This window comes from Providencia sp. PROV150 (genome assembly GCF_028481025.1).
In the GTDB taxonomy this organism is placed as follows: domain Bacteria; phylum Pseudomonadota; class Gammaproteobacteria; order Enterobacterales; family Enterobacteriaceae; genus Providencia; species Providencia hangzhouensis.
Genome location: NZ_JAMPPJ010000005.1, coordinates 207,187 through 229,294 on the forward strand (window position 1 = coordinate 207,187; position 22,108 = coordinate 229,294).

At 41.5% G+C, this 22,108-nt stretch carries 16 protein-coding genes; all 16 read left to right on the forward strand.

The features are described from left to right. Nucleotides 1–156: 156 nt before the first annotated feature. Nucleotides 157–480: an iron-sulfur cluster assembly protein IscA gene (iscA, locus tag PSE83_RS06050; protein ID WP_004264913.1), complete on the forward strand. Its 324-nt coding sequence runs from the start codon at nt 157–159 to the stop codon at nt 478–480. A gap of 88 nt (nt 481–568) precedes the next feature. Further along, complete coding sequence (gene hscB, locus PSE83_RS06055) at nt 569–1,090, forward strand: co-chaperone HscB (RefSeq protein ID WP_004264912.1); 522 nt, start codon at nt 569–571, stop codon at nt 1,088–1,090. A 12-nt stretch (nt 1,091–1,102) separates the two neighbouring features. Beyond that, nucleotides 1,103–2,953, forward strand: a complete 1,851-nt coding sequence (hscA, locus tag PSE83_RS06060) for a Fe-S protein assembly chaperone HscA (RefSeq protein ID WP_004264911.1) — start codon at nt 1,103–1,105, stop codon at nt 2,951–2,953. Nucleotides 2,954–2,955: 2 nt separating this feature from the next. Then, on the forward strand, nt 2,956–3,291 hold the full coding sequence (gene fdx / locus PSE83_RS06065; RefSeq protein WP_004264910.1) for an ISC system 2Fe-2S type ferredoxin: 336 nt from the start codon (nt 2,956–2,958) through the stop codon (nt 3,289–3,291). Nucleotides 3,292–4,016: 725 nt separating this feature from the next. Beyond that, nucleotides 4,017–5,222, forward strand: coding sequence for an MFS transporter (locus PSE83_RS06070; protein ID WP_004264908.1), 1,206 nt, complete (start codon nt 4,017–4,019; stop codon nt 5,220–5,222). A gap of 19 nt (nt 5,223–5,241) precedes the next feature. Continuing rightward, nucleotides 5,242–6,045 carry a hypothetical protein gene (locus PSE83_RS06075; protein ID WP_004264907.1) on the forward strand — a complete coding sequence of 268 codons (804 nt, stop codon included), beginning with the start codon at nt 5,242–5,244 and terminating at the stop codon, nt 6,043–6,045. A gap of 70 nt (nt 6,046–6,115) precedes the next feature. Beyond that, complete coding sequence (gene iscX, locus PSE83_RS06080; protein ID WP_004912658.1) at nt 6,116–6,316, forward strand: Fe-S cluster assembly protein IscX; 201 nt, start codon at nt 6,116–6,118, stop codon at nt 6,314–6,316. Between the two features lie 173 nt (nt 6,317–6,489). Continuing rightward, nucleotides 6,490–7,785 (forward strand): aminopeptidase PepB, encoded by a 1,296-nt coding sequence (gene pepB / locus PSE83_RS06085; protein WP_036959049.1) that lies wholly within the window; start codon nt 6,490–6,492, stop codon nt 7,783–7,785. Between the two features lie 112 nt (nt 7,786–7,897). Continuing rightward, nucleotides 7,898–8,350: an enhanced serine sensitivity protein SseB C-terminal domain-containing protein gene (locus PSE83_RS06090; protein WP_004264902.1), complete on the forward strand. Its 453-nt coding sequence runs from the start codon at nt 7,898–7,900 to the stop codon at nt 8,348–8,350. A gap of 316 nt (nt 8,351–8,666) precedes the next feature. Continuing rightward, nucleotides 8,667–13,706, forward strand: a complete 5,040-nt coding sequence (locus PSE83_RS06095; RefSeq protein ID WP_110591957.1) for an alpha-2-macroglobulin family protein — start codon at nt 8,667–8,669, stop codon at nt 13,704–13,706. A 78-nt stretch (nt 13,707–13,784) separates the two neighbouring features. Further along, nucleotides 13,785–16,106 (forward strand): peptidoglycan glycosyltransferase PbpC, encoded by a 2,322-nt coding sequence (gene pbpC / locus PSE83_RS06100; RefSeq protein ID WP_272660719.1) that lies wholly within the window; start codon nt 13,785–13,787, stop codon nt 16,104–16,106. Between the two features lie 277 nt (nt 16,107–16,383). After that, nucleotides 16,384–16,809 carry a nucleoside-diphosphate kinase gene (gene ndk / locus PSE83_RS06105; protein WP_004264899.1) on the forward strand — a complete coding sequence of 142 codons (426 nt, stop codon included), beginning with the start codon at nt 16,384–16,386 and terminating at the stop codon, nt 16,807–16,809. Between the two features lie 161 nt (nt 16,810–16,970). Next, the gene (locus tag PSE83_RS06110; RefSeq protein WP_004912645.1) at nt 16,971–18,152 is read left to right on the forward strand and encodes a bifunctional tRNA (adenosine(37)-C2)-methyltransferase TrmG/ribosomal RNA large subunit methyltransferase RlmN; all 1,182 of its coding nucleotides are present in this window, start codon (nt 16,971–16,973) and stop codon (nt 18,150–18,152) included. Between the two features lie 202 nt (nt 18,153–18,354). Further along, nucleotides 18,355–19,299 carry a cytoskeleton protein RodZ gene (rodZ, locus tag PSE83_RS06115; RefSeq protein ID WP_004264896.1) on the forward strand — a complete coding sequence of 315 codons (945 nt, stop codon included), beginning with the start codon at nt 18,355–18,357 and terminating at the stop codon, nt 19,297–19,299. A gap of 192 nt (nt 19,300–19,491) precedes the next feature. Next, nucleotides 19,492–20,610 carry a flavodoxin-dependent (E)-4-hydroxy-3-methylbut-2-enyl-diphosphate synthase gene (gene ispG / locus PSE83_RS06120; RefSeq protein ID WP_004264895.1) on the forward strand — a complete coding sequence of 373 codons (1,119 nt, stop codon included), beginning with the start codon at nt 19,492–19,494 and terminating at the stop codon, nt 20,608–20,610. A 219-nt stretch (nt 20,611–20,829) separates the two neighbouring features. Continuing rightward, a complete protein-coding gene (hisS, locus tag PSE83_RS06125; RefSeq protein WP_004264894.1) occupies nt 20,830–22,107 on the forward strand; it encodes a histidine--tRNA ligase in 1,278 nt (425 codons plus the stop codon). Nucleotide 22,108: the final 1 nt, after the last annotated feature.

Below are 22,108 nucleotides of genomic sequence, written 5' to 3' on the forward strand. Positions count from 1 at the left end.
AAGTTATCGTCCTATAACTGGAACAATACTCATGCCTTCTAGGCTAAACATCGCTGAGTTTCTTAGCTTAGAAATAGGGTGGGTATAAAATAATTTGAAGGCGGATGCGACTCATGAGTAGCATCTGCCTTGTTTGTTTCTAAAGTGAGGTTTGCAATGTCTATTTCTCTTACAGAAAGTGCTGCGCAGCGTATTCAATCCTTTCTGCAAAATCGTGGAAAAGGCGAGGGCTTGCGTTTAGGTGTAAGAACTTCAGGTTGTTCAGGGATGGCTTATGTTCTTGAATTCGCTGATATAATTAATGAAGAAGACACGGTTTTTGAAGATAAAGGCGTGAAGGTCATCGTCGATGGCAAGAGCATTGTTTATCTTGATGGTACTGAGCTGGATTTCGTTAAAGAAGGCTTAAACGAAGGGTTTAAATTTAATAACCCTAACGTCAATAGTGAATGCGGATGCGGTGAAAGTTTTCACGTATAATGCGTTCAATTAAGCCTAATTTTCGGCCAATCTCACTAATATTAACTTGTTAGTGGTATTGGTAACCGGTTCGAGAAACTGAGCACTTATGGATTACTTTACTCTTTTTGGGTTGACCCCAACTTATGCCATCGATAGCGAACAACTGACGTTGCGTTTTCAAGACTTACAGCGTCAATACCATCCTGACCGGTTTGCAACCTGTTCTGAACAGGAAAAAATGCAAGCACTGCAAAAAGCAGCAACCATTAATGCTGCCTATCAAGCCCTTCGTCACCCGCTAAAACGCGCGGAATATATGCTTTCATTACATGGTTTTGATATTAATAACGAACAACATACCATGCATGATACGGCATTTTTAATGGAGCAGCTTGAGCTACGTGAAGAGTTAGACAATATTGAAAACAGTGATGATGCACTTGATTTATTAGTTAAATTTATGCAAAACGTCAAACAAATGCAGCAAGCACGAAGCGCACTGATGGTGACAGAGTTAGATGCCATGCAGTGGGAAAAAGCCGCTGATACCGTACGTAAACTACGTTTTCTCGATAAGCTTCAGCAGCAAGCTGAGCAACTCGAAGAACGGTTACTAGATGAATTTTAAGAGAAAACGATTATGGCGTTACTACAAATCAGCGAACCCGGTATGACAGCAGCTCCGCATCAACGCAAATTGGCTGCTGGCATTGATTTAGGTACCACCCACTCTTTGATTGCGACAGTGCGCAGTGGTGAAGCTGCGGCTTTGCCTGACAATCAAGGGCGTTTTTTATTACCATCGATTGTTAATTATCAGCCTGAAAGCAAACTAGTGGGATGGGATGCGAAGCAACTTGCAGAGCAAGACCCAGTCAATACCATTATTTCAGTGAAACGCATGATGGGGCGTTCATTGGCCGATATTCAAAAACGCTACCCTGACTTACCTTATCAACTAAGTGCCAGTGAAAATGGTTTGCCATTTATTCAAACTGCGGCTGGCCAAGTCGATCCAATCCAAGTGTCTTCTGACATTCTAAGAACATTAGCAAAACGTGCGGAAGAAACCTTAGGTGGCGAAATGGATGGCGTAGTGATTACGGTACCGGCTTATTTTGATGATGCACAACGCCAAGGTACAAAAGATGCGGCGCGCCTTGCAGGCTTACATGTATTACGTTTACTGAATGAACCGACTGCCGCTGCGATTGCTTACGGGTTGGACTCTGGGCAAGAAGGCGTGATTGCTGTTTATGACCTTGGTGGTGGTACTTTTGATGTTTCTATTTTGCGTTTAAGCCGCGGTGTATTCGAGGTGTTGGCAACGGGCGGCGATACCGCACTTGGGGGCGATGATTTCGACCAAGTATTGGCACAGTGGATTGCTGAGCAAGCAGGCGTTTCATTACAAGGCGATCATCATTTAAATCGTCAACTATTAAATGTGGCGACAGAAACGAAAGTCGCGCTCAGTGACGCAGATGCCGTGGCTATTCAGCTTGCCAATTGGCAAGGGGAAATTCGTCGTGAGCAGTTTGAAACGTTAATTGAAACTTACGTGAAACGTACACTGATGGCTTGTCGTCGTGCATTGAAAGATGCAAGTGTTGAGGCACAAGAGGTGCTGAACGTTGTCATGGTTGGTGGTTCGACTCGCGTACCCTTAGTACGTCAAAAAGTTGGGGAGTTTTTTGGTAAATCACCTCTGACATCCATCGACCCAGATAAAGTGGTGGCAATTGGCGCCGCAATTCAAGCAGATATCTTAGTAGGGAACAAGCCCGACAGCGAAATGTTGTTATTGGACGTGATCCCGTTATCCCTTGGTCTAGAGACCATGGGGGGATTGGTTGAAAAAGTGATCCCGCGCAATACGACGATTCCAGTTGCTCGAGCGCAAGAATTTACCACATTTAAAGACGGCCAAACGGCAATGAGTGTGCATGTGGTGCAAGGTGAACGTGAAATGGTGGCAGATTGCCGCTCGTTAGCGCGCTTTACCTTACGTGATATTCCAGCAATGGCAGCCGGTGGGGCTCATATTCGCGTCACTTTCCAAGTCGATGCTGATGGGCTGTTGAGTGTCAGTGCTATGGAAAAATCCACTGGTGTAGAAGCCTCGATTCAAGTTAAGCCATCGTATGGGTTAACGGATAACGAAATTTCAAACATGATTAAAGATTCAATGACTAACGCGCAAGATGACTTAAATGCGCGCCGCTTAGCGGAGCAAAAAGTTGAAGCTGCAAGAGTGCTTGAAAGTTTAACGAGCGCATTAGCCCAAGATGGCAATTTACTGACGCCAGAAGAAGAGTCAGAAATTGATAATGCGGTCAATGAGTTAATTAAAGCGGTTGAGGGTACAGACCCAATCGTAATTGAAAATGCCATTAAACAACTGGATAAGCAATCGCAGGAGTTTGCAGCGCGTCGTATGGATACGTCTATTCGCCAAGCGTTGTCAGGCCATTCTGTGGATGAGATATAATTATGCCTAAAATAGTTTTTTTACCTCATAGTGATTTATGTCCAGACGGTGCTGTCGTTGAAGCACAAGAAGGCGAGTCTATTTTAAATGTTGCATTACGCAGCGGTATTGAGCTTGAGCACGCCTGTGAAAAATCCTGTGCTTGTACAACCTGTCATTGCATCGTTCGCGAAGGTTTTGATTCACTAGAAGAAAGTAGTGAACTCGAAGATGACATGTTAGACAAAGCATGGGGGTTAGAACCAGAAAGTCGTTTAAGTTGCCAGGCGTTGGTGGCGGATGAGGATTTAGTGGTGGAGATACCACGTTATACTATCAATCACGCCCGCGAACACTAATGCTCGTTATATTTCGCGTTGTAGGGGTGTTGGCTTCTTTCGAGTACTTGGGTCACATACTTTTGTATGCTCCCCAAGATACTCTCAATTGCCGCCTACCTACAACACGAACTATTTAGAGCATTGAATAGTTTGTTATATTTCGCGTTGTAGGGGTGTTGGCTTCTTTCGCTAACCCTAGTCACATACTTTTGTATGCTTTCCAAGCTACTCTCAATCGCTGCCTAGCTACAACGTGAATTATTTAAAAAATCAAAATACATGTTATGCTTCACGCTGTAGCGTTGTTGGCTTCTTTCGCTAACCCTAGTCACATACTTTTGTATGCTCTCCAAAATACTCTCATTTGCCGTCTAGCTACAATGTGAATTATTTAAAAAATAACAGTAAATCGTCCTTAATATTTATTCATATATGTAATAAGAGTGATTTTTTGTATTTTAATATTTTCCTTATTATTTTCTTTTGTTTTTTTTTGAAAGTGAAATGCAACTATTAATATTTTATTTAATTTTAATAAATTAATTATTTATATATTATGAAATTCTTTTGTTTTATTTTCTTGATGATTTAAAGTTAGTAATTAAATTATCACTTTGTGCGCTTTATTTTTTATGTTATAGATAATATCGATATTGAGTAGTTACCTTTGGATTAAAAGATAATGATTTAATGATTATATAAATGCTAATTAAATAAAGTTGGAGATAAAAAGGAATTTTATCATGAAATGGAAATATCGATTTGGCGCAGTGGCTGGTAATACACTTGAATATTATGATATTGCTGTTTTTGCGGCAATATCGAGTTATCTCAGCGCAGAATTAGAGCGGCTAGGTTATAACCAAGCGACAGAGATGGTATGGGGTATATTTGCATTGCGTTTTATTATTCGGCCTGTTGGCGCTTATATTATAGGGAGGTATGCCGACAGTGTTGGTAAAAAGTCCGCATTGGTTTTAACAAGTTTTATAACAGGGACAGCTACACTATGCATGGCATTATTACCTATTAATTTATTAGGGAATTACACTCCTATTGCCATTTTAATTTTGCAAATGGCACTATCATTTAGTTTTGCAGGAGAATATCCATCATTAATTACTTACCTTTTTAATAACTCTAAGAATAATGAAAACTCAAGGTTATCAGCCATAATCAATGGCAGTACAGCATTCGGTATTATTATTTCACTTACAGTTGTATTTGCTTTGGAATTTTTTTTAGAACCAGAGATGATGCAAAGTATTGGATGGCGAGTTCCCCTGTTTTTAGGAGTGCTTAATATTGCTATTAGCTTTTGGTTTAGAATGAAATTGCCTAATAATTCAAGTGAAAAAATAAAATCAGTACCTATTAGTTATATGGATATGTTTTTTGTTTTTTTATTAACTATACCTGGAAATGTGCTCTTCTTTGTGCAGCATGTTTCAACAGCTATGTTTCTTGAAAAAATGCAAATGATAGAAGATAGGACTGTATGGGCACTGTTATTGTCAATTTTACTTCTATCTTTTATGTTAATTTGTGGCTGGCTTACCGACAAATATAATATTTTGGAAAAGGTATATAACCTCGGTGTGATAGGAATGGTGTTTTTATCAATTCCTATATTTTTATTAATTAGCAGTCAATCTATAATATTAACTATTATTTCTCAATTAATTATCAATATATATGCAGCAATGATTCTAGCAACGACCCCCTTTATGTTGTTTAAAGCGGCAAAAGGAAAGGTTGTTACACTTGCGTTAGGTTTTAACTTTACAGCAATGCTTTTTGGTGGTGTCTCACCTTTGATTACAACTTATCTTGCTAATATTAATATAGCCTATGTGGGCTTATTTCTAACATTGTGTGGTGCACTTCGATTTTTAATTTATAAAAAACCATCTAAAGATTTTGAAATAGAGACAAAAACGGGAAGTTAAACTTTATTAAGGAATTGATATGAATGCTGAAAGCCAAGTTTTTGAAGATGTATGTAGTAATTTTAAAAATGAATTTATAAATATTTTTGATTGGCATGATGTTGATGTTACCTATTTCTGTGTTGATTTAAAAAATAAAACAATGCATATAGCATCTAATAATTATGAATGGCAATTAATAAGTCTAAACAGTGGGTTGGATCTTTTGGTGGAAGAAAGATTAAAATCGAGCATCCAATATTGGAATAATTACCCAGAAGTTTTCATGAAGATTCTAGCTAAATCGAAAAAAAGTAAATTTAAAGTTGATTTTTGTAATAGATATGGGAGTACATTTGAAATTACTACTGTAAATTCAAATAAGCAGCTCACATTATCTGAAATGTTATCTATTTATAAGCATCGTCCCATGATTTCTGAGTATGCCCACCAGCTTTGGAAAAAAAATCCTGATGTTACTTTACCGATGAGAGCGAATATTCCTATAAAGACGCAATTATTAGGGCAAACAAAGAATGTTGCACCGGAACTATTAAATCCTCAAAAATATATGCGTTTTGGCCATATTCGTTTTACACGAAAAGAGATGATAACCATACGCCTACTGCTTTCGCACTGTAAGGTAAAAGAAATCAGTTATATTCAAGGTTGTTCAGAAGCCAGTGAAAATAGACGAATTCAAAAGATCAAAGAAAAGTTGGGTTTCCCTTATGTTTCATCAAGCGGCTTGTTTACAGCATTAAAAGAGCAAGGTATTACACTAGCTTGTTTGGAAACACTTATCGATTTACCTCTCACAAACAGTATAATGAAGAATAACTGAAAAAGATCCGTTGGTATGATTCAAAGGGCTATAATTCGAAAAATAGTTGTTCATATAATGAGAGAAAATGATGAGTTTAAAATGGTCAAATAGCCGTGAAATCGGTGAAGCACTGTATGACGCATTTCCAGATGTTGATCCAAAAACGGTGCGCTTTACCGATATGCACCAGTGGATTTGCGATTTAGAAGAATTTGATGATGATCCGCAAAAATCGAACGAGAAAATCCTAGAAGCGATTTTGTTAGTTTGGCTGGATGAATTCGAATAAGTAGGGTTTTCCCCTAAAAACCGAGTGACTGTCAGAAATAGTGCTCGGTTTTTTATTTTATATCAGCACTATAATGATATCCCTATTGGTATTTATCAGTTAAGGTAATGCCATCTGCCGACAGAATAAATGGGCTTTTACTGTCTGCAAAAATAGACAAAGTGAGAAAAACGATGACAAAACAAATTATGCCAGTAATGATTTCTTGTGAGCCTGCTGCACCTTGTTGGGGCGAAGGCGCATTGTTAAGCTCTAGCGATAAAGGGATGACAATCCACCTGAAACATGCAGGTAAATTATGTGCAGTACAAAGCGCTGGCCGTAAATTAGATGGCCAAGGGATCCGTAATGTTGCTTTGGCTGGCGAAGGCTGGGATTTAGAAAAAAGCTGGGCATTTTGGCAAGGGTTTCGTGCGCCAAAAGGGGCTAGAACGATTGAATGGCCAGTGTTGCCAGAAGCGGATCGCAAAGAGTTAGAAAACCGTATTCGTACCATTGATTGGGTACGTGATGTGATTAACGCACCGGCAGAAGAGTTAGGCCCAGAACAACTCGCACAACGCGCCATCGATTTACTCTGCACTGTCGGCGCACAAGACATTAGCTACCGTATTATTAAAGGTGATGATTTATTAGAACAAGGTTATACCGGTATTCATACGGTTGGTCGTGGTTCAAGTCGTCCACCTGTATTTTTGGCGTTGGATTACAACCCAGGAGCCAACCCAAATGCCCCTGTATTTGCTGCGTTAGTGGGTAAAGGAATTACTTTCGATTCAGGCGGTTATAGCATCAAACCATCATCCTCAATGAATTCAATGAAAGCCGATATGGGTGGTGCAGCAACATTAGCAGGTTCATTGGCATTGGCGATTTCACGTGGCTTACAAAAACGTGTGAAAATGTTCTTGTGCATTGCTGACAATATGGTTAGCGGCAATGCATTCAAATTGGGTGATATTATTCGTTACCGCAATGGTAAATCCGTTGAAATAATGAATACAGATGCTGAGGGTCGTTTAGTCCTAGCCGATGGCCTGATTGATGCGAGCAAAGAAAAACCAACGTTAATTATTGATGCAGCAACCTTGACGGGCGCAGCGAAAACTGCCGTGGGTAATGACTACCATTCTGTATTGAGTTTCGATGACAAGTTAGTTGCTGATTTAATGAGCGCTTCAGACGCTGAGTTTGAACTGTTCTGGCGTTTACCACTGGCAGAGTTCCATCGCCAGCAATTACCGTCTGGTTTTGCGGATTTGAACAATATTGCGGCACCATCGCACACAGCAGGCGCAAGCACCGCTGCGGCATTTTTATCGCATTTTGTCGAAAATTATCGTCAAAATTGGGTGCATATTGACTGCTCAGCGACTTACCGTAAATCTGCAGTTAGCTTATGGGCAGAAGGCGCAACGGGTACAGGTGTAAGAACATTAGCTAACTTATTAATCAGTAAATCAAAGTAGCGAATGTTTGATTGATAACAGGCACGGGAAGGTGACTTTTCGTGCCTATTTTTTTACCTTGACGTATTTGCGAGTATAATAAGCGATTATTTTTAATAGCAGGGGATTGGCAATGTCGCAGCAATCGAATAATAACAGTTCCAACCAAGAAACTGAGATCCAATTTACTGAATTAACAGTGCCGAAAGGTTCATCACTTAAATTAAGTGTGTTAGAAGATCAGCCACAAGCCATTGTTGACGCGCTTACTGAATTTTTTAAACAACACAAAGTGGTCAGACGCGGTTTCATGGTCTCCGCAACAGAGAGCGATTCTGCTAAAGAAGCGCCTATCTTAATGATAGCGTTGGAGTTTACCACAGGAGCAGAAAATATTGATTCAATTATCCATGGGGCTGGGACGCTTGCTTGTGAGTTTTTAGCTGATGACGAGTCTATTGATTTTTGTGTGGTGAATGAAAATGAACAAGGTGTTAGCCATTTTATTACTCAACACGTTCAGCCTTTTTACCAGCGTCGTCTTGGTAGCTTCTTGCGGGACACAATCCCAGTAAAAAACACCTAATAATTCCATGTATAGAGTGAGGGAAATATTTTTTCTCACTCATAAAATGCATATTGCTCATTTATTAAATATATATTCTGCTTACTATTTAAAAAATATTATTTCATTTCTCTGTTTTTCTCTCCCATCATTTTTTCCGTTTTGTCTGATAGGTGTTCTAATCACATTCTGTTAAATTGTTTCGATAATTGAAATAATATCAGCAGTATTTATCTGTGTGTGTTTTTAAACATTTCTAAGTATGTAGAGGGTTTTAATCTCCTGTTAAAACCTTAAAAAACAGAATCAATTTTAACTAATTAAAGGGCGGGCGGTAATGAAACAACAATCAAGTTGGGCTTCATTGGCGGGTCTCAAAACCAAAAAGCGTTATTTAGCACTTGCGTTGGCATCGGTAGTGGCATTGGCTGGTTGTGATAATACAGATGAAACAACCAAAAATGAGCCAAATGTTTCAACCACAGCGCCAGAAAATCAAACCAAAACAGCGCCAGTTGCAGAACAGAAAAAAGCAGCACCGAAACTTTCCACTGAAGAAATGATAAAAAAATATGCAGGGAAAGATTTAACTATTTTGGATGCGTCTGAATTACAGCTTGATGGTGCGAGTGCCATGGTGGTGACATTCTCGGTTCCACTACAAGCAAACCAAGACTTTGGCCAGTACATTAACCTCATTGATGTTAAAGCGGGTAAGTTAGATGGCGCTTGGGAACTGTCTGATAACCAAATGGAACTCCGTTTTCGCCATCTTCCGCCATCTAAAGAGTTAAACTTAACCATTAACCCGGGTATTAAAGCGGTTAATGAGCGTACGACGACCGAAAATTTTGAGAAAAAATTGACCACTGCACAAATCATCCCAACCGTTGGTTTTGCAAGTAAAGGCTCTTTATTACCTAGCAAGGTTGCCCAAGGCTTACCTGTGATTGCCTTGAACGTTGATAAAGTTGACGTCAATTTCTTCCGTGTAGATGAAAAGCAACTGCCACAATTTTTAGCACAGTGGCAGTATCGTAGTAATTACGAATATTGGTATTCCGAAGAGTTTCTTGACAAAGTGGAGTTGGCTTATACCGGCCGCTTTGACTTAAATCCAGATAAAAATACCCGTCAAACCATTTTACTGCCGTTGAAAGATGTCAAAGAGTTACAGCAAGATGGCGTGTATTTGGCCATCATGCAAAAAGCAGGCAGCTATAGTTATCAATTCCCTGCAACTGTCTTCACATTGAGTGATATTGGTGTATCACTACACAGTTACCAAGACCGTGTCGATATTTTCACTCAATCCTTAGCGAAAGGCTCTGCAATTAAAGGCGTTGAGCTGCGTATTTTGGATGAAAAAGGCCAGTTAGTAACAAAAGGTACGACAGATGGCGATGGCCATGCTCAGCTAGATAAATTAGCGGGTGGAAAATTATTGCTGGCAACCCATGAAGGGCAAACCAGTATGATTGACCTCACTCAGCCAGCGCTTGATTTATCTGAATTCGATATTTCAGGGCCAGAAGGCTACGCAAAACAATTTTTCACCTTCGGTCCTCGAGATTTATATCGCCCAGGTGAATTATTGCTGGTAAACGGCCTATTGCGTGATGGCGATGGTAACCCAGTCAAAACTCAGCCAGTTAAAGTTGATGTATTAAAAACTGATGGGCAAGTGGTTCGCAGTTTTGTTTGGCAACCAGAAGAAAACCAAAATGGCTTATATCAATATCAATTTGAAATTCCTAAAAATGCAGAAACAGGCGGTTGGTCGCTTCGCTTTGATTTAGGTGATGGTTCACCACTGCGTTATTACAAATTTAATGTTGAAGATTTTATGCCAGAACGTATGGCACTGGAAATTGAGGGCAGTGATGTTCCTCGTTTAACAAGTCAATCTGTCGATTTTGATATTCAAGGTCGTTATTTATACGGTGCGCCAGCGGCTGATAACCAGCTACAAGGGCAAATTGTCTTAAAAGCAGCTCGGGAAGCGGTCGCAAAATTACCTGGTTTTGAATTTGGTGCTGTCAATGAAGAAGGTTTACCACGTAAGTTGGACGAGTTTGACTTGACGTTGGACAGCAACGGTGAAACCGTGATTTCAATTCCAAATAGCAATTGGAGTTCAACACGTTCACCTATTTCGGCTGTTTTACAGGCAAGTTTGCTTGAGGCTGGCGGACGTCCTGTGACGCGCCGTGCCGAGCAAGCCATTTGGCCTGCGGAAAAACTGGTCGGTATTCGCCCATTATTTGCGAAAAAAGAAATTTATGATTACCGCACTGACCGTTATGTAAAACGTCACAATGTGGATGAAAATTCACTCGCAGAATTTGAATTAGTCATGGCTGATGCCGCAGGTAATAAACTGGCAGCAGAAAACTTAACCGTGCGTTTAGTGTATGAGCGTCGTGATTATTACTGGAGTTGGTCTGAAAGTGGTGGTTGGTCTTCAAATTATGACCAAAAAGACCTCGTTATGGCGAATGAAAATATTGCTATTGCTAAAGACGGAACGGCGAAAGTGTCTTTCCCTGTGGATTGGGGGGCATTCCGCCTAGAAGTTGTTAACCCTGAAAATCAGCTAGTGTCGAGCGTCCAGTTTTGGGCAGGGTATTCATGGCAAGATAACACAGGGGGAAGTGGCTCTGTTCGTCCTGACCAAGTGAAACTCAGCCTGAATAAGCCTGCGTACTTACCGGGTGAAAAAGCTAAAGTTCGCATTGAATCTCCTAAAGCCGGTAAAGGGTATATATTGCTCGAATCGAGCAACGGTCCATTGTGGTGGGAAGAAATTGATGTGCCAGAAAAAGGCTTAGACGTTGAAATTCCAGTCAATAAAGAGTGGGCTCGTCATGATTTATACGTTTCTGCTGTCGTAGTTCGCCCGGGGGATGACTCTAAAGAAGCAACGGTAAAACGTGCGGTGGGTGTGTTGCATTTACCAATCGCAGATGAAAACCGTAAGATTGCTTTAGCACTCTCCGCGCCAGATAAAATGCGTCCAAACCAAGACTTAACGGTAAAAATTAAAGCGACAGCACAAGATGGCAAACCGTTACCTGAAAAAGTGAATGTGTTGTTATCTGCGGTTGACACTGGCGTATTGAATATCACAGATTTCAAAACCCCAGACCCGTATGATGCCTTTTTTGGCCGTAAGCGTTATAGCGTTGACCAATATGACGTTTATGGTCATTTAATTGAAGGACAAGGTAAGGTTGCTAACTTGCGCTTTGGTGGTGACAGCGAGGATGCCGCATTAGAGCGTGGTGGTATGAAGCCACTCACTGAAGTGCAAATTATTGCGGAGCAAGCCAAGCCTGTCACATTAAATAAAGACGGCGAAGGTGAAATTAGCCTCGCTATCCCTGATTTTAACGGGGAATTACGTGTGATGGCCCAAGCATGGAATGAAAAAGAGTTCGGCCATGCGGATAGCAAAGTGATTGTCGCGGCACCATTAGTGACACAAATGTCGATGCCACGTTTTATGGCTGGTGGTGATAAGTCTTACTTTGCGCTTGATTTGACCAATATGACGGATAATACACAAAATGTGACCGTCAATTTCAAAGCATCAGGAATGGTGAAACTTGATGGTGTCAGCAGCCGTGAGTTGGAGTTACCAAAAGGCAAACGTACCACGATTAATCTACCTGTCAGAGCAGACTACGGCTTTGGTGAAGGTGAAGTGTCAATGACCATTAATGGTGTGAAAATTCAAGGCGAAGCCAATAAAGATTACAGTAATAGTTGGAAAGTCGGGGTTCGTCCGGCACAACCAGCAGAAACTGTTTCTTTTGCAACTGCTATTGAGCCAGGTACCTCATGGGCGTTGCCGACTAACCAAATTGCCGGGTTACAACCCGATACCCTAGAAGGGCAAGTGCTATTAACTAGCCGTCCACCGTTAGATATTTCTCGTTATATTAGAGAGCTATTTGCTTACCCATACGGCTGTTTAGAGCAAACTATCAGTGGGTTATATCCATCATTATTCTCAACTCAAGCTGAGTTAAATAAGATAGGGATTAAAACGCAAACAGATGCAGATCGCCATAAAGCGATTGAAATTGGTATTCCGCATTTGTTAAGTATGCAACGTAATGATGGCGGTTTCTCGTTATGGGATAGAAACGGCCGCGAAGAGTATTGGTTAACTGCATATGCGGCGGATTTCTTGAATAAAGCGAATCAGCGTGGGTTTACGGTTCCCCAAGACGCTATCAGTAACGCGAACACGCGCTTATTGAGCTATTTACAAGATGGTAGCCAAATCAATTATCCTTATACGGAAAATCAGGCAGGTGCGCGTTTCGCAACTCAAGCCTACGCTGGCTTAGTGTTGGCGTCACAGCAAAAAGCACCTCTAGGTGCATTACGTCAACTTTATAACCAAAGAGATCATGCCGCTAGTGGTTTACCGCTCGTTCAGCTTGGTGTTGCATTGAACTTGATGGGGGATAAATCACGTGGTGAGAGCGCGGTGATTGACGGACTGAAAAAACAACGTAACCGCTACAGCTATGTAGGGGATTACGGTTCGGTGATCCGTGATGACGCGATGATTGTTGCGCTATTAAATGAATATAATTTAATGCCAAAATCCCGTGACCAAAAACTACAAACTTTGTCTAATAACTTGACTTCTCAACGTTATTTCTCGACACAAGAGAGCAATGCGTTGTACTTAGCGGGCCGTTTCTACTTAAATGAAAGTGAAGCTCCATGGAAAGCAACGATTAATGGCCAAGAACCTCCGATGGTTTCAGATAAACCCGTGAGTGAGTTCTTGAGTAAAGCACAATTAGAAACAGGTTATAGCATCGAAAACACGGGAACCAATACGCTATACACACGACTAAACGTGGTGGGTTATCCACAACATTCGCCGAAACCAAGTTCGAATGTGCTGGGTATCACTCGTAGTTACTATGATATGAAAGGTAACCGCATTTCGTTAGATAGGCTAAGAAGCGGTGAAATGGTGGTGGTTAAATTGGAAGTTCAAGCATCCCAAAGCGTACCAGATGCGCTAGTGGTTGACTTACTACCAGCGGGCTTAGAACTGGAAAACCAAAATTTAGCGAACAGTAGCGCTAATTTGAGTGAGTCTGCGCCGAACCTGCAAGAACTGATTGATGATATGCAGCAATCACAAATTCGCCATATGGAATACCGTGATGACCGTTTTGTGGCTGCCGTTGAAGTTCAGCAGTATCGCCCAACGACATTAGTCTACTTAGCACGTGCAGTGACACCGGGTGTATATAGCATTCCAGTACCACAAGTTGAATCAATGTATGTCCCTGATTGGCGCGCGACGGGCTATTCTGATGGCCAATTAGAAATCGTTCGTTAATCACCGCTAAACTGAGCCCTTATATATTGATATATAAAGTATAAGGGCTCTTTTAATTTATTTTCGGTACTCCCATCAATGAAAAAATGGTTACGCCGCACAGGCATTGCACTGGTTCTGTTGGTCATTATTTTGCCACTGGCTTTTCTAGCGGCTGATAAAATATGGCCGTTGCCGATTAAGCAAATTGAAATGGCTCGAACTGTGGTTGCTGCGGATGGCACACCATTGTGGCGCTTTGCAGACAAAGAAGGTATTTGGCGCTTTCCGGTTACACTCGATGAGGTTTCTCCTGATTTTATTGAAGCGTTATTAACGTATGAAGACCGCCATTTTTATCGCCATCCGGGGGTAAACCCGTTTTCGCTAGTTAGGGCCGCGGGGCAGTTTGTGAGTTCAGGGCGTATTGTGTCGGGCGGTAGTACCATTTCGATGCAAGTTGCACGGTTAATTGATCCCCATGAAAGAACATTGGGCGGTAAGCTGAAACAGCTTTGGCGTACGGCTCAGCTTGAGTATCACTACTCAAAAGATGAAATTTTAGAAATGTATTTAAACCGCGCTCCGTATGGTGGAACCATTGAAGGTATTGGAGCCGCTAGCTGGGTATATTTGAATAAGTCACCAGCAAAATTGACGGCGAGTGAAGCGGCTCTCTTTGCTGTTCTACCTCAAGCTCCTAGCCGTTTAAGGCCAGACCGTTATCCACAAAGGGCACAAGCCGCTCGTGATAAGGTGTTAGACAGGTTAGAGGAATACCAAGTTTGGAGCCCTGAAAAAGTTGCCGATATTAAACAAGAACAAATTTGGCTAGCACCGCGGAAGAATCCGCATTCTGCTCCTTTGCTTGCAAGGCGTGTGACTAAAAATACGCAAGACCCCATCATTGAAACCACTATCGACGCCAGTTTGCAAAGGCAACTGGAAGACATGGCAATGAATTGGAAAAACCAACTACCAAAACAAACTTCACTGGGGATTTTGGTGGTTGATCATACGGATATGGCAGTAAAAGCTTATATTGGCTCAATTGATTTCCAAGATGATAGCCGTTTTGGTCATGTGGACATGATTAGCGCTTGGCGCTCTCCAGGCTCAACGTTAAAACCTTTTTTATATGCATTAGCGATGGATGACGGGCTCATCCATGCGGAGTCATTATTACAAGATGTACCGAGGCGCTTTAATGATTACCGTCCGGGGAACTTTGACAGTGGTTTTAATGGGCCAGTGAGTGTTAGTGATGCACTCGTTCGTTCATTAAATTTACCCGTAGTTCAGTTATTAGATGTGTATGGTAGTAAACGATTTACGGCTCAACTGCGTAATGTTGGGACTGAGCTGCGCTTTCCGTTAGGGAGTGAACCAAACTTGTCGCTGATTTTAGGCGGCACAGCCACACGGATGGAAGATTTGGTTTCCGCTTACAGCGCATTTGCGAGAAAAGGTTATGTGTCGCCGCTACGTTTTAAACCAACCGATAAAATTCGCGATAGAGCGCTGATGTCACCGGGAGCCGCATGGATAGTGCGCCGTATTATGGGCGGGGAAGCACGCCCTGTTCCTGAGGCTAATTTATCAGGGCAACTTAATTTAGCATGGAAAACGGGAACCAGTTATGGTTATCGAGATGCGTGGGCGATTGGTGTTAATCCGCGTTATACCATCGGTGTTTGGGTCGGACGACCGGATGCAACGCCTGTTGCAGGGCAGCTAGGCTTTGCCACTGCTATCCCGATTATGAATCAAATCAATGGAATGTTACTGAGCAAAATTTACCTATCTCATGAACCGTTACCGAAAGATGTGAAGCCTGCCAGTGTTAGCCAAGCAGTGATTTGCTGGCCGGGAGGAACGGCATTACTGAAAGATGATAATAATTGCCGCCAAAGGCGCCTAAGTTGGATCTTGGATAATACGATCCCACCCACTTTAATGGCGCGAGACCAAGAGTCACTCTTAGGGTTAAGACAAAAAATCTGGGTAAATAACAAAGGGCTACAAGTGGCGGCAGATTGCCCGAATGCACAGGAAAAAGAGGTACATTTATGGCCGATTACGGTGGAGTCATGGTTACCGAGTAGTGAAAAACGGGAAAATCGGTTACCTAAAGCAGATTTAGCTTGCCCTCCATTGAAGTTAGAAACACCGCCATTATTGATTTCTGGTATACGTGATGGTGAAGTATTACAGCGCTTGCCAGGAAAAACCAGTTTAGATTTACGTTTAGTCACACAGGGTGGGCAGGGGCAGAAATGGTGGTTCTTAAATGGAGAACAGGTGAACACAACAGAGCAAAATAGTTCTATTTTGCTGACACTCGATAAAAGTGGAAACTACCAAATTTCAGTATTGGATTTAAGCGGCCAAGTGACGGCAATGAGCTTTAGAGTGAAGTAATAGATGAAAAACGTGACTTACCCGAAAAAATAGTGTTTTTTGCTATAAAAAGTTTAACAAAATGTTGTTGTGACTGTAGGAAATTGTAATCAGAGCCCCTATAATCATCGCCTTATTTTTCTTTTTCCTAGACATGGTTGCTTTTGAAGTTTAAAAGCCTAACAATAGAATTAGAAATAATATAAAAAACTACAACATGCCTATTTTAAGTTCTTGCATCCTAAATAACAGGGAAGAATAAAGAATAAAGGCCTAATGAATCGCTAAGAGGTTATTTATGACTGTTCAACGTACATTTTCTATTATTAAACCAAATGCTGTGAAGAAAAACGTTATTGGTGCAATCTACAACCGTTTTGAAAGCGCGGGTTTCACTATCATCGCTGCTAAAATGATGCATTTAACTCGTGAGCAAGCTGAAGGCTTCTACGCTGAACACAAAGGCCGTCCTTTCTTTGAAGGTCTGGTTGAATTCATGACTTCAGGCCCTATCATGCTGCAAGTGTTAGAAGGTGAAAATGCAATCCAACGTCATCGTGACCTGATGGGCGCAACTAACCCAGATAACGCGTTAGCAGGTACTTTACGCGCAGACTACGCAGACAGCTTCACTGAAAACGCAACTCACGGTTCAGACTCTGAGGAATCTGCTGCTCGTGAAATCGCGTATTTCTTCACTGCTGATGAAATCTGCCCACGCTAAGACTTCTTTAACTAATGCATTAGCATTATTGTTATAAAGTTTGTACAATGCGACGCCCTGCTATGATTAGCGGGGCGATTATATTTTTAAGACTGCAAAAATTACGTCGTGCTATACTCATTACTAGCACTGCCGAAAGTGTAACAACGAGGCAATACACCATGTCTGATATGACGACAGATGCACAATGTGCAACTTCTTCTGCTATTTCTGTCACGCCAGAAAAAACGAATCAAAAAACCAATTTACTTGATTTAAACCGCAAGCAAATGCGTGAGTTCTTTGCCCAAATGGGTGAAAAGCCGTTCCGCGCGGATCAGGTCATGAAATGGATCTATCATTATTGCTATGATGATTTTGACCAAATGACCGATATTAATAAAGTTCTTAGAGCAAAACTAAAAGAAGTCGCGGAAATCCGTGCACCGGAAGTCGCTGACGAACAGCGCTCATCAGATGGTACCATTAAGTGGGCTATCAAAGTGGGTGACCAACTGGTTGAAACTGTATATATCCCAGAAGCAGATCGTGCAACATTGTGTGTCTCTTCACAGGTTGGTTGTGCGCTGGAGTGTAAATTCTGTTCCACGGCGCAACAAGGCTTCAACCGTAACTTACGTGTTTCGGAAATCATTGGCCAGGTTTGGCGAGCTGCAAAAATTATTGGTTCACTGAAATCCAGTGGACGCCGTCCAATTACCAACGTTGTAATGATGGGAATGGGTGAACCATTACTGAATTTGAATAATGTCGTCCCTGCGATGGAAATTATGTTAGATGACTTCGGTTTTGGTTTATCTAAGCGCCGTGTCACGATTTCCACTTCCGGTGTTGTACCTGCACTGGACAAATTAGGGGATATGATTGATGTCGCGTTAGCGATTTCATTGCATGCGCCAACAGATGATATCCGCGATGATATCGTTCCAATTAATAAAAAATACAATATTGAAACCTTCCTCAACAGTGTGAATCGTTATTTAACGAAATCGAATGCCAATGCAGGACGAGTAACCGTTGAGTATGTGATGTTAGATCACGTGAACGATAGTGTTGAACAAGCTCATCAATTAGCGGAATGTTTAAAAAATACACCGAGCAAAATCAACTTAATTCCATGGAACCCGTTCCCTGGAGCGCCATACGGTAGAAGTTCGAATAGTCGTATTGACCGCTTTTGTAAAGTATTGATGGGATATGGTTTTACTACGATAGTACGCAAAACACGCGGTGATGATATAGATGCAGCTTGTGGGCAACTTGCTGGCGATGTGATCGACAGAACAAAACGAACGTTGAAAAAACGCTTAGCAGGGGAACCTATCAAGGTAAAAACAGTCTGATTTATAAATATGTTTGAATCAGTGAATTAAGTTATGGTTTAGGGCGTTTTAGAGTTAGGCAAAACGCCTTTGTTCACCTACAATAGTAGAAGCAATAAGAAAAATTTAATTGTTGTTTCAACATGATGATAAATTATTGACGAGTAAAGCTGCTCAATGCTTGCTTTATATATTTTTAACTTGGAAATAGTGTTGCCAGCAAATGACTATCGAAAATAATACCGAACAGACTACGACGACAGTAGGACAATTATTGACGCAAGCACGTGAGCGCATGGGGCTAACCCAAGATGTTGTTGCAGAGCGATTATGCCTTAAAATCAGTACGGTAAAAGAGATAGAACAAGATATTGCTCCCGCTGGTGTAGAACCGACGTTTTTACGTGGTTATATTCGCCTTTATGCACGCATGGTAGGCATATCAGAAAGCGAATTAAAAACGTATATGAAAACGGAAGAGCCCGTCACATTAGCCAAAGTTTCTCCTATGCAAAGCTATTCTTTAGGGAAAAAGCGTAAAAAGCGCGAAGGTTGGTTAATGAAACTGACTTGGTTGATTGTGATCGTCCTCATTGCAATGGTTGGTGTATGGTGGTGGCAAGATCATAACGCACAAAAAGATGAATTAGTTTCAATGGCAAATCAAAATGATTTGATTTTGTCTCAGCAAGATAACAGCACAACCCCCGTTGAATTGCCGGCTTCAACAGAGATAGTCTCAACGGATACAGCGCCTGTTACACAGGAAAATACACTTGAATTACAAGGCCAAGAGCCTGTATTAACGGCTGACTCTGTTACAGAGCCAGTTAGAACGATTCCATTACCGAATGCACCACAATCTTCAGTTGCATTAGATAGAACACAAAATACAGAAACGACTGAACCTGTTGCAGTGAGTAGCCAAGCTCTGGTCTTGAATTTTACTGGGCAGTGTTGGTTAGAAATTCGTGATGCGAATAATAAAATTTTATTCAGTGGTACCAAAAATAATGGGGATAAGCTGGAACTTGATGGTCCGCAACCTTATCGTCTGAACATTGGTGCGCCGGCGAATGTGACGGTACAGTTCCAAGGTAACGCTGTTGATTTAAGCCGTTTTATTAAAGCGAAACGTCCAGCAAAATTGAAGTTACCTGAAGCCTAAAAACAAATAGGCAAAAAGAAGCAAACTATATCCGAAAACATCTTTTTTGATAGGCTATGGTTTGCTTTCTTGTGTATAGTTGAGCGTATAAAAATAATCGTTAAAACTATACCACGGTAACAAAGAGTACTATAGGCACAAAAAGTACCACGGTAACAAAGAGCACATGGACGTTCGGAGAATTAAACCAAAATGCATAATGAATCACCGATAAAAAGACGTAAATCCACCCGTATTAATGTAGGTAGCGTACCCGTAGGCGATGGTGCTCCTATCGCTGTCCAGTCAATGACCAATACCCGTACAACTGATGTCGAAGCCACAGTTCGCCAAATAAAATCCCTTGAGCGCGTGGGTGTTGATATCGTGCGTGTTTCTGTTCCTACCATGGATGCTGCTGAAGCATTTAAATTGATTAAACAGCAAGTTAGCGTTCCACTGGTGGCTGATATCCATTTTGACTATCGTATTGCATTAAAAGTTGCTGAGTACGGTGTTGATTGCTTGCGTATTAACCCAGGTAATATTGGTAGTGAAGAAAGAATTCGCCAAGTTGTTGATTGCGCACGCCATTACAATATTCCTATTCGTATTGGGGTCAATGGCGGTTCCCTTGAAAAAGACATTCAAGAGAAGTACGGAGAACCAACACCTGAAGCCTTAGTTGAGTCGGCAATGCGCCATGTGGACATCTTAGATAGGCTGAATTTCGACCAATTCAAAGTCAGTGTAAAAGCTTCTGATGTATTTTTAGCTGTCGGCTCTTACCGTTTATTAGCAAATAAAATTGATCAACCTCTGCATTTAGGTATTACAGAGGCGGGTGGCGCACGTGCAGGCTCCGTAAAATCGGCGATTGGCTTAGGAATGTTACTGTCTGAAGGCATCGGTGATACTCTGCGTATTTCTTTGGCTGCAGACCCTGTTGAAGAAGTTAAAGTCGGTTTTGATATTTTAAAATCACTGCGTATTCGTTCGCGTGGCATTAATTTTATTGCTTGTCCAACCTGCTCACGGCAAGAATTTGATGTGATAGGCACGGTGAATGAGTTAGAACAGCGCTTAGAAGATATCATTACGCCAATGGATGTGTCGATTATTGGTTGTGTGGTCAACGGCCCCGGTGAAGCGGAAGTTTCTACGCTAGGTGTTGCAGGCGCAAAAACCAAGAGTGGTTTCTATGAAGACGGTAAACGTCAAAAAGAGCGCTTTGATAATGACAACATCATCGACCAATTAGAGGCTAAAATTCGAGCAAAAGCAGCGATGATGGATGAAAGCAAGCGGATTGAAGTCAACTTAAAAGATTAATTTTGTGTATTCTAATGCCAAGCGGCTCATAGAGTCGTTTGGCGTATTTAGAACAAACACTATATCAATTATCCGCATTTTTTTCTAAAATCGGTCGCTCACCGTACAAATTAACAGATAAATCCCGATTAGTATCAGTAATTGGTGTTTGTTGATTGAACCAGATGATATTTCGCTCTTATAATCAAACTAATGTAATTCTGAAAATAGAGAAATAAAGTGGGAAAAAATATCCAAGCCATTCGCGGCATGAATGATTACTTGCCAGCTGACACGCGTGTATGGCAGAAAATCGAAGCAACATTAAAAAATATTTTACAGGGTTATGGTTTTAGTGAAATTCGTACCCCGATTGTAGAGCAGACCCCGCTATTTCGCAGAGCGATAGGTGAAGTGACGGATGTCGTTGAAAAAGAAATGTACACTTTCAATGACCGTAACGATGAAAGTCTGACATTACGCCCTGAAAATACCGCAGGTTGTGTACGTGCAGGTATTGAGCATGGTTTGCTGTACAATCAGGAACAGCGTTTGTGGTATTTAGGCCCAATGTTCCGTTATGAGCGCCCACAAAAAGGTCGTTATCGTCAATTTCACCAGTTAGGGGCTGAAGTTTTTGGTCTTGCAGGCCCTGATATCGATGCTGAAGTTATTTTAATGACAGCGCGCTGGTGGAAAGCGTTAGGAATTAGTGAGCATGTAACATTAGAGCTGAACTCGATTGGTTCATTAGAAGCGCGTGCTAATTACCGTGAGGCTTTAGTTGCTTTCTTAGAACAGCATAAAGATAAGCTGGATGAAGACTGCAAACGCCGGATGTACACAAATCCTTTACGTGTTTTGGACTCCAAAAATCAAGAGATTCAAGCTTTATTGAATGATGCACCTGAACTGTTTGATTACCTTGATGTCGAATCACGTGAGCACTTTGATGGTTTATGCAAATTGTTAGAAGCTGCTGGGGTTCAATACCGCGTAAATCAACGTTTAGTTCGTGGTCTTGACTACTATAACCGCACTGTTTTTGAGTGGGTAACCACGGCGCTGGGTTCACAAGGCACTGTTTGTGCGGGTGGCCGTTATGATGGCCTAGTTGAACAATTAGGCGGTCGTGCAACACCTGCGGTTGGTTTTGCCATGGGTATGGAACGCATGGTGTTATTAGTCCAAGAAGTGAACCCTGAATTTACAGCGGATGCTTCAGTCGCTGACGTTTATCTCGCTTCTTTTGGCGAAAATAGCCAACAAGCAGCGATATTAGTGGCTGAAAAAGTCCGTGATGCACTACCAACACTACGGTTAATGACTAACCACGGTGGTGGTAACTTCAAGAAACAGTTAGCAAGAGCGGACAAACAAGGCGCTAAAATTGCACTGATCTTGGGGGAAGATGAAATTAAAAATAACCAAGTCACAGTGAAAGACTTACGTACTGGCGTACAAGAAACTATTTCGCAGCAACTTATGGCGTCACGCATCGCCGAATTATTAGGTTAAG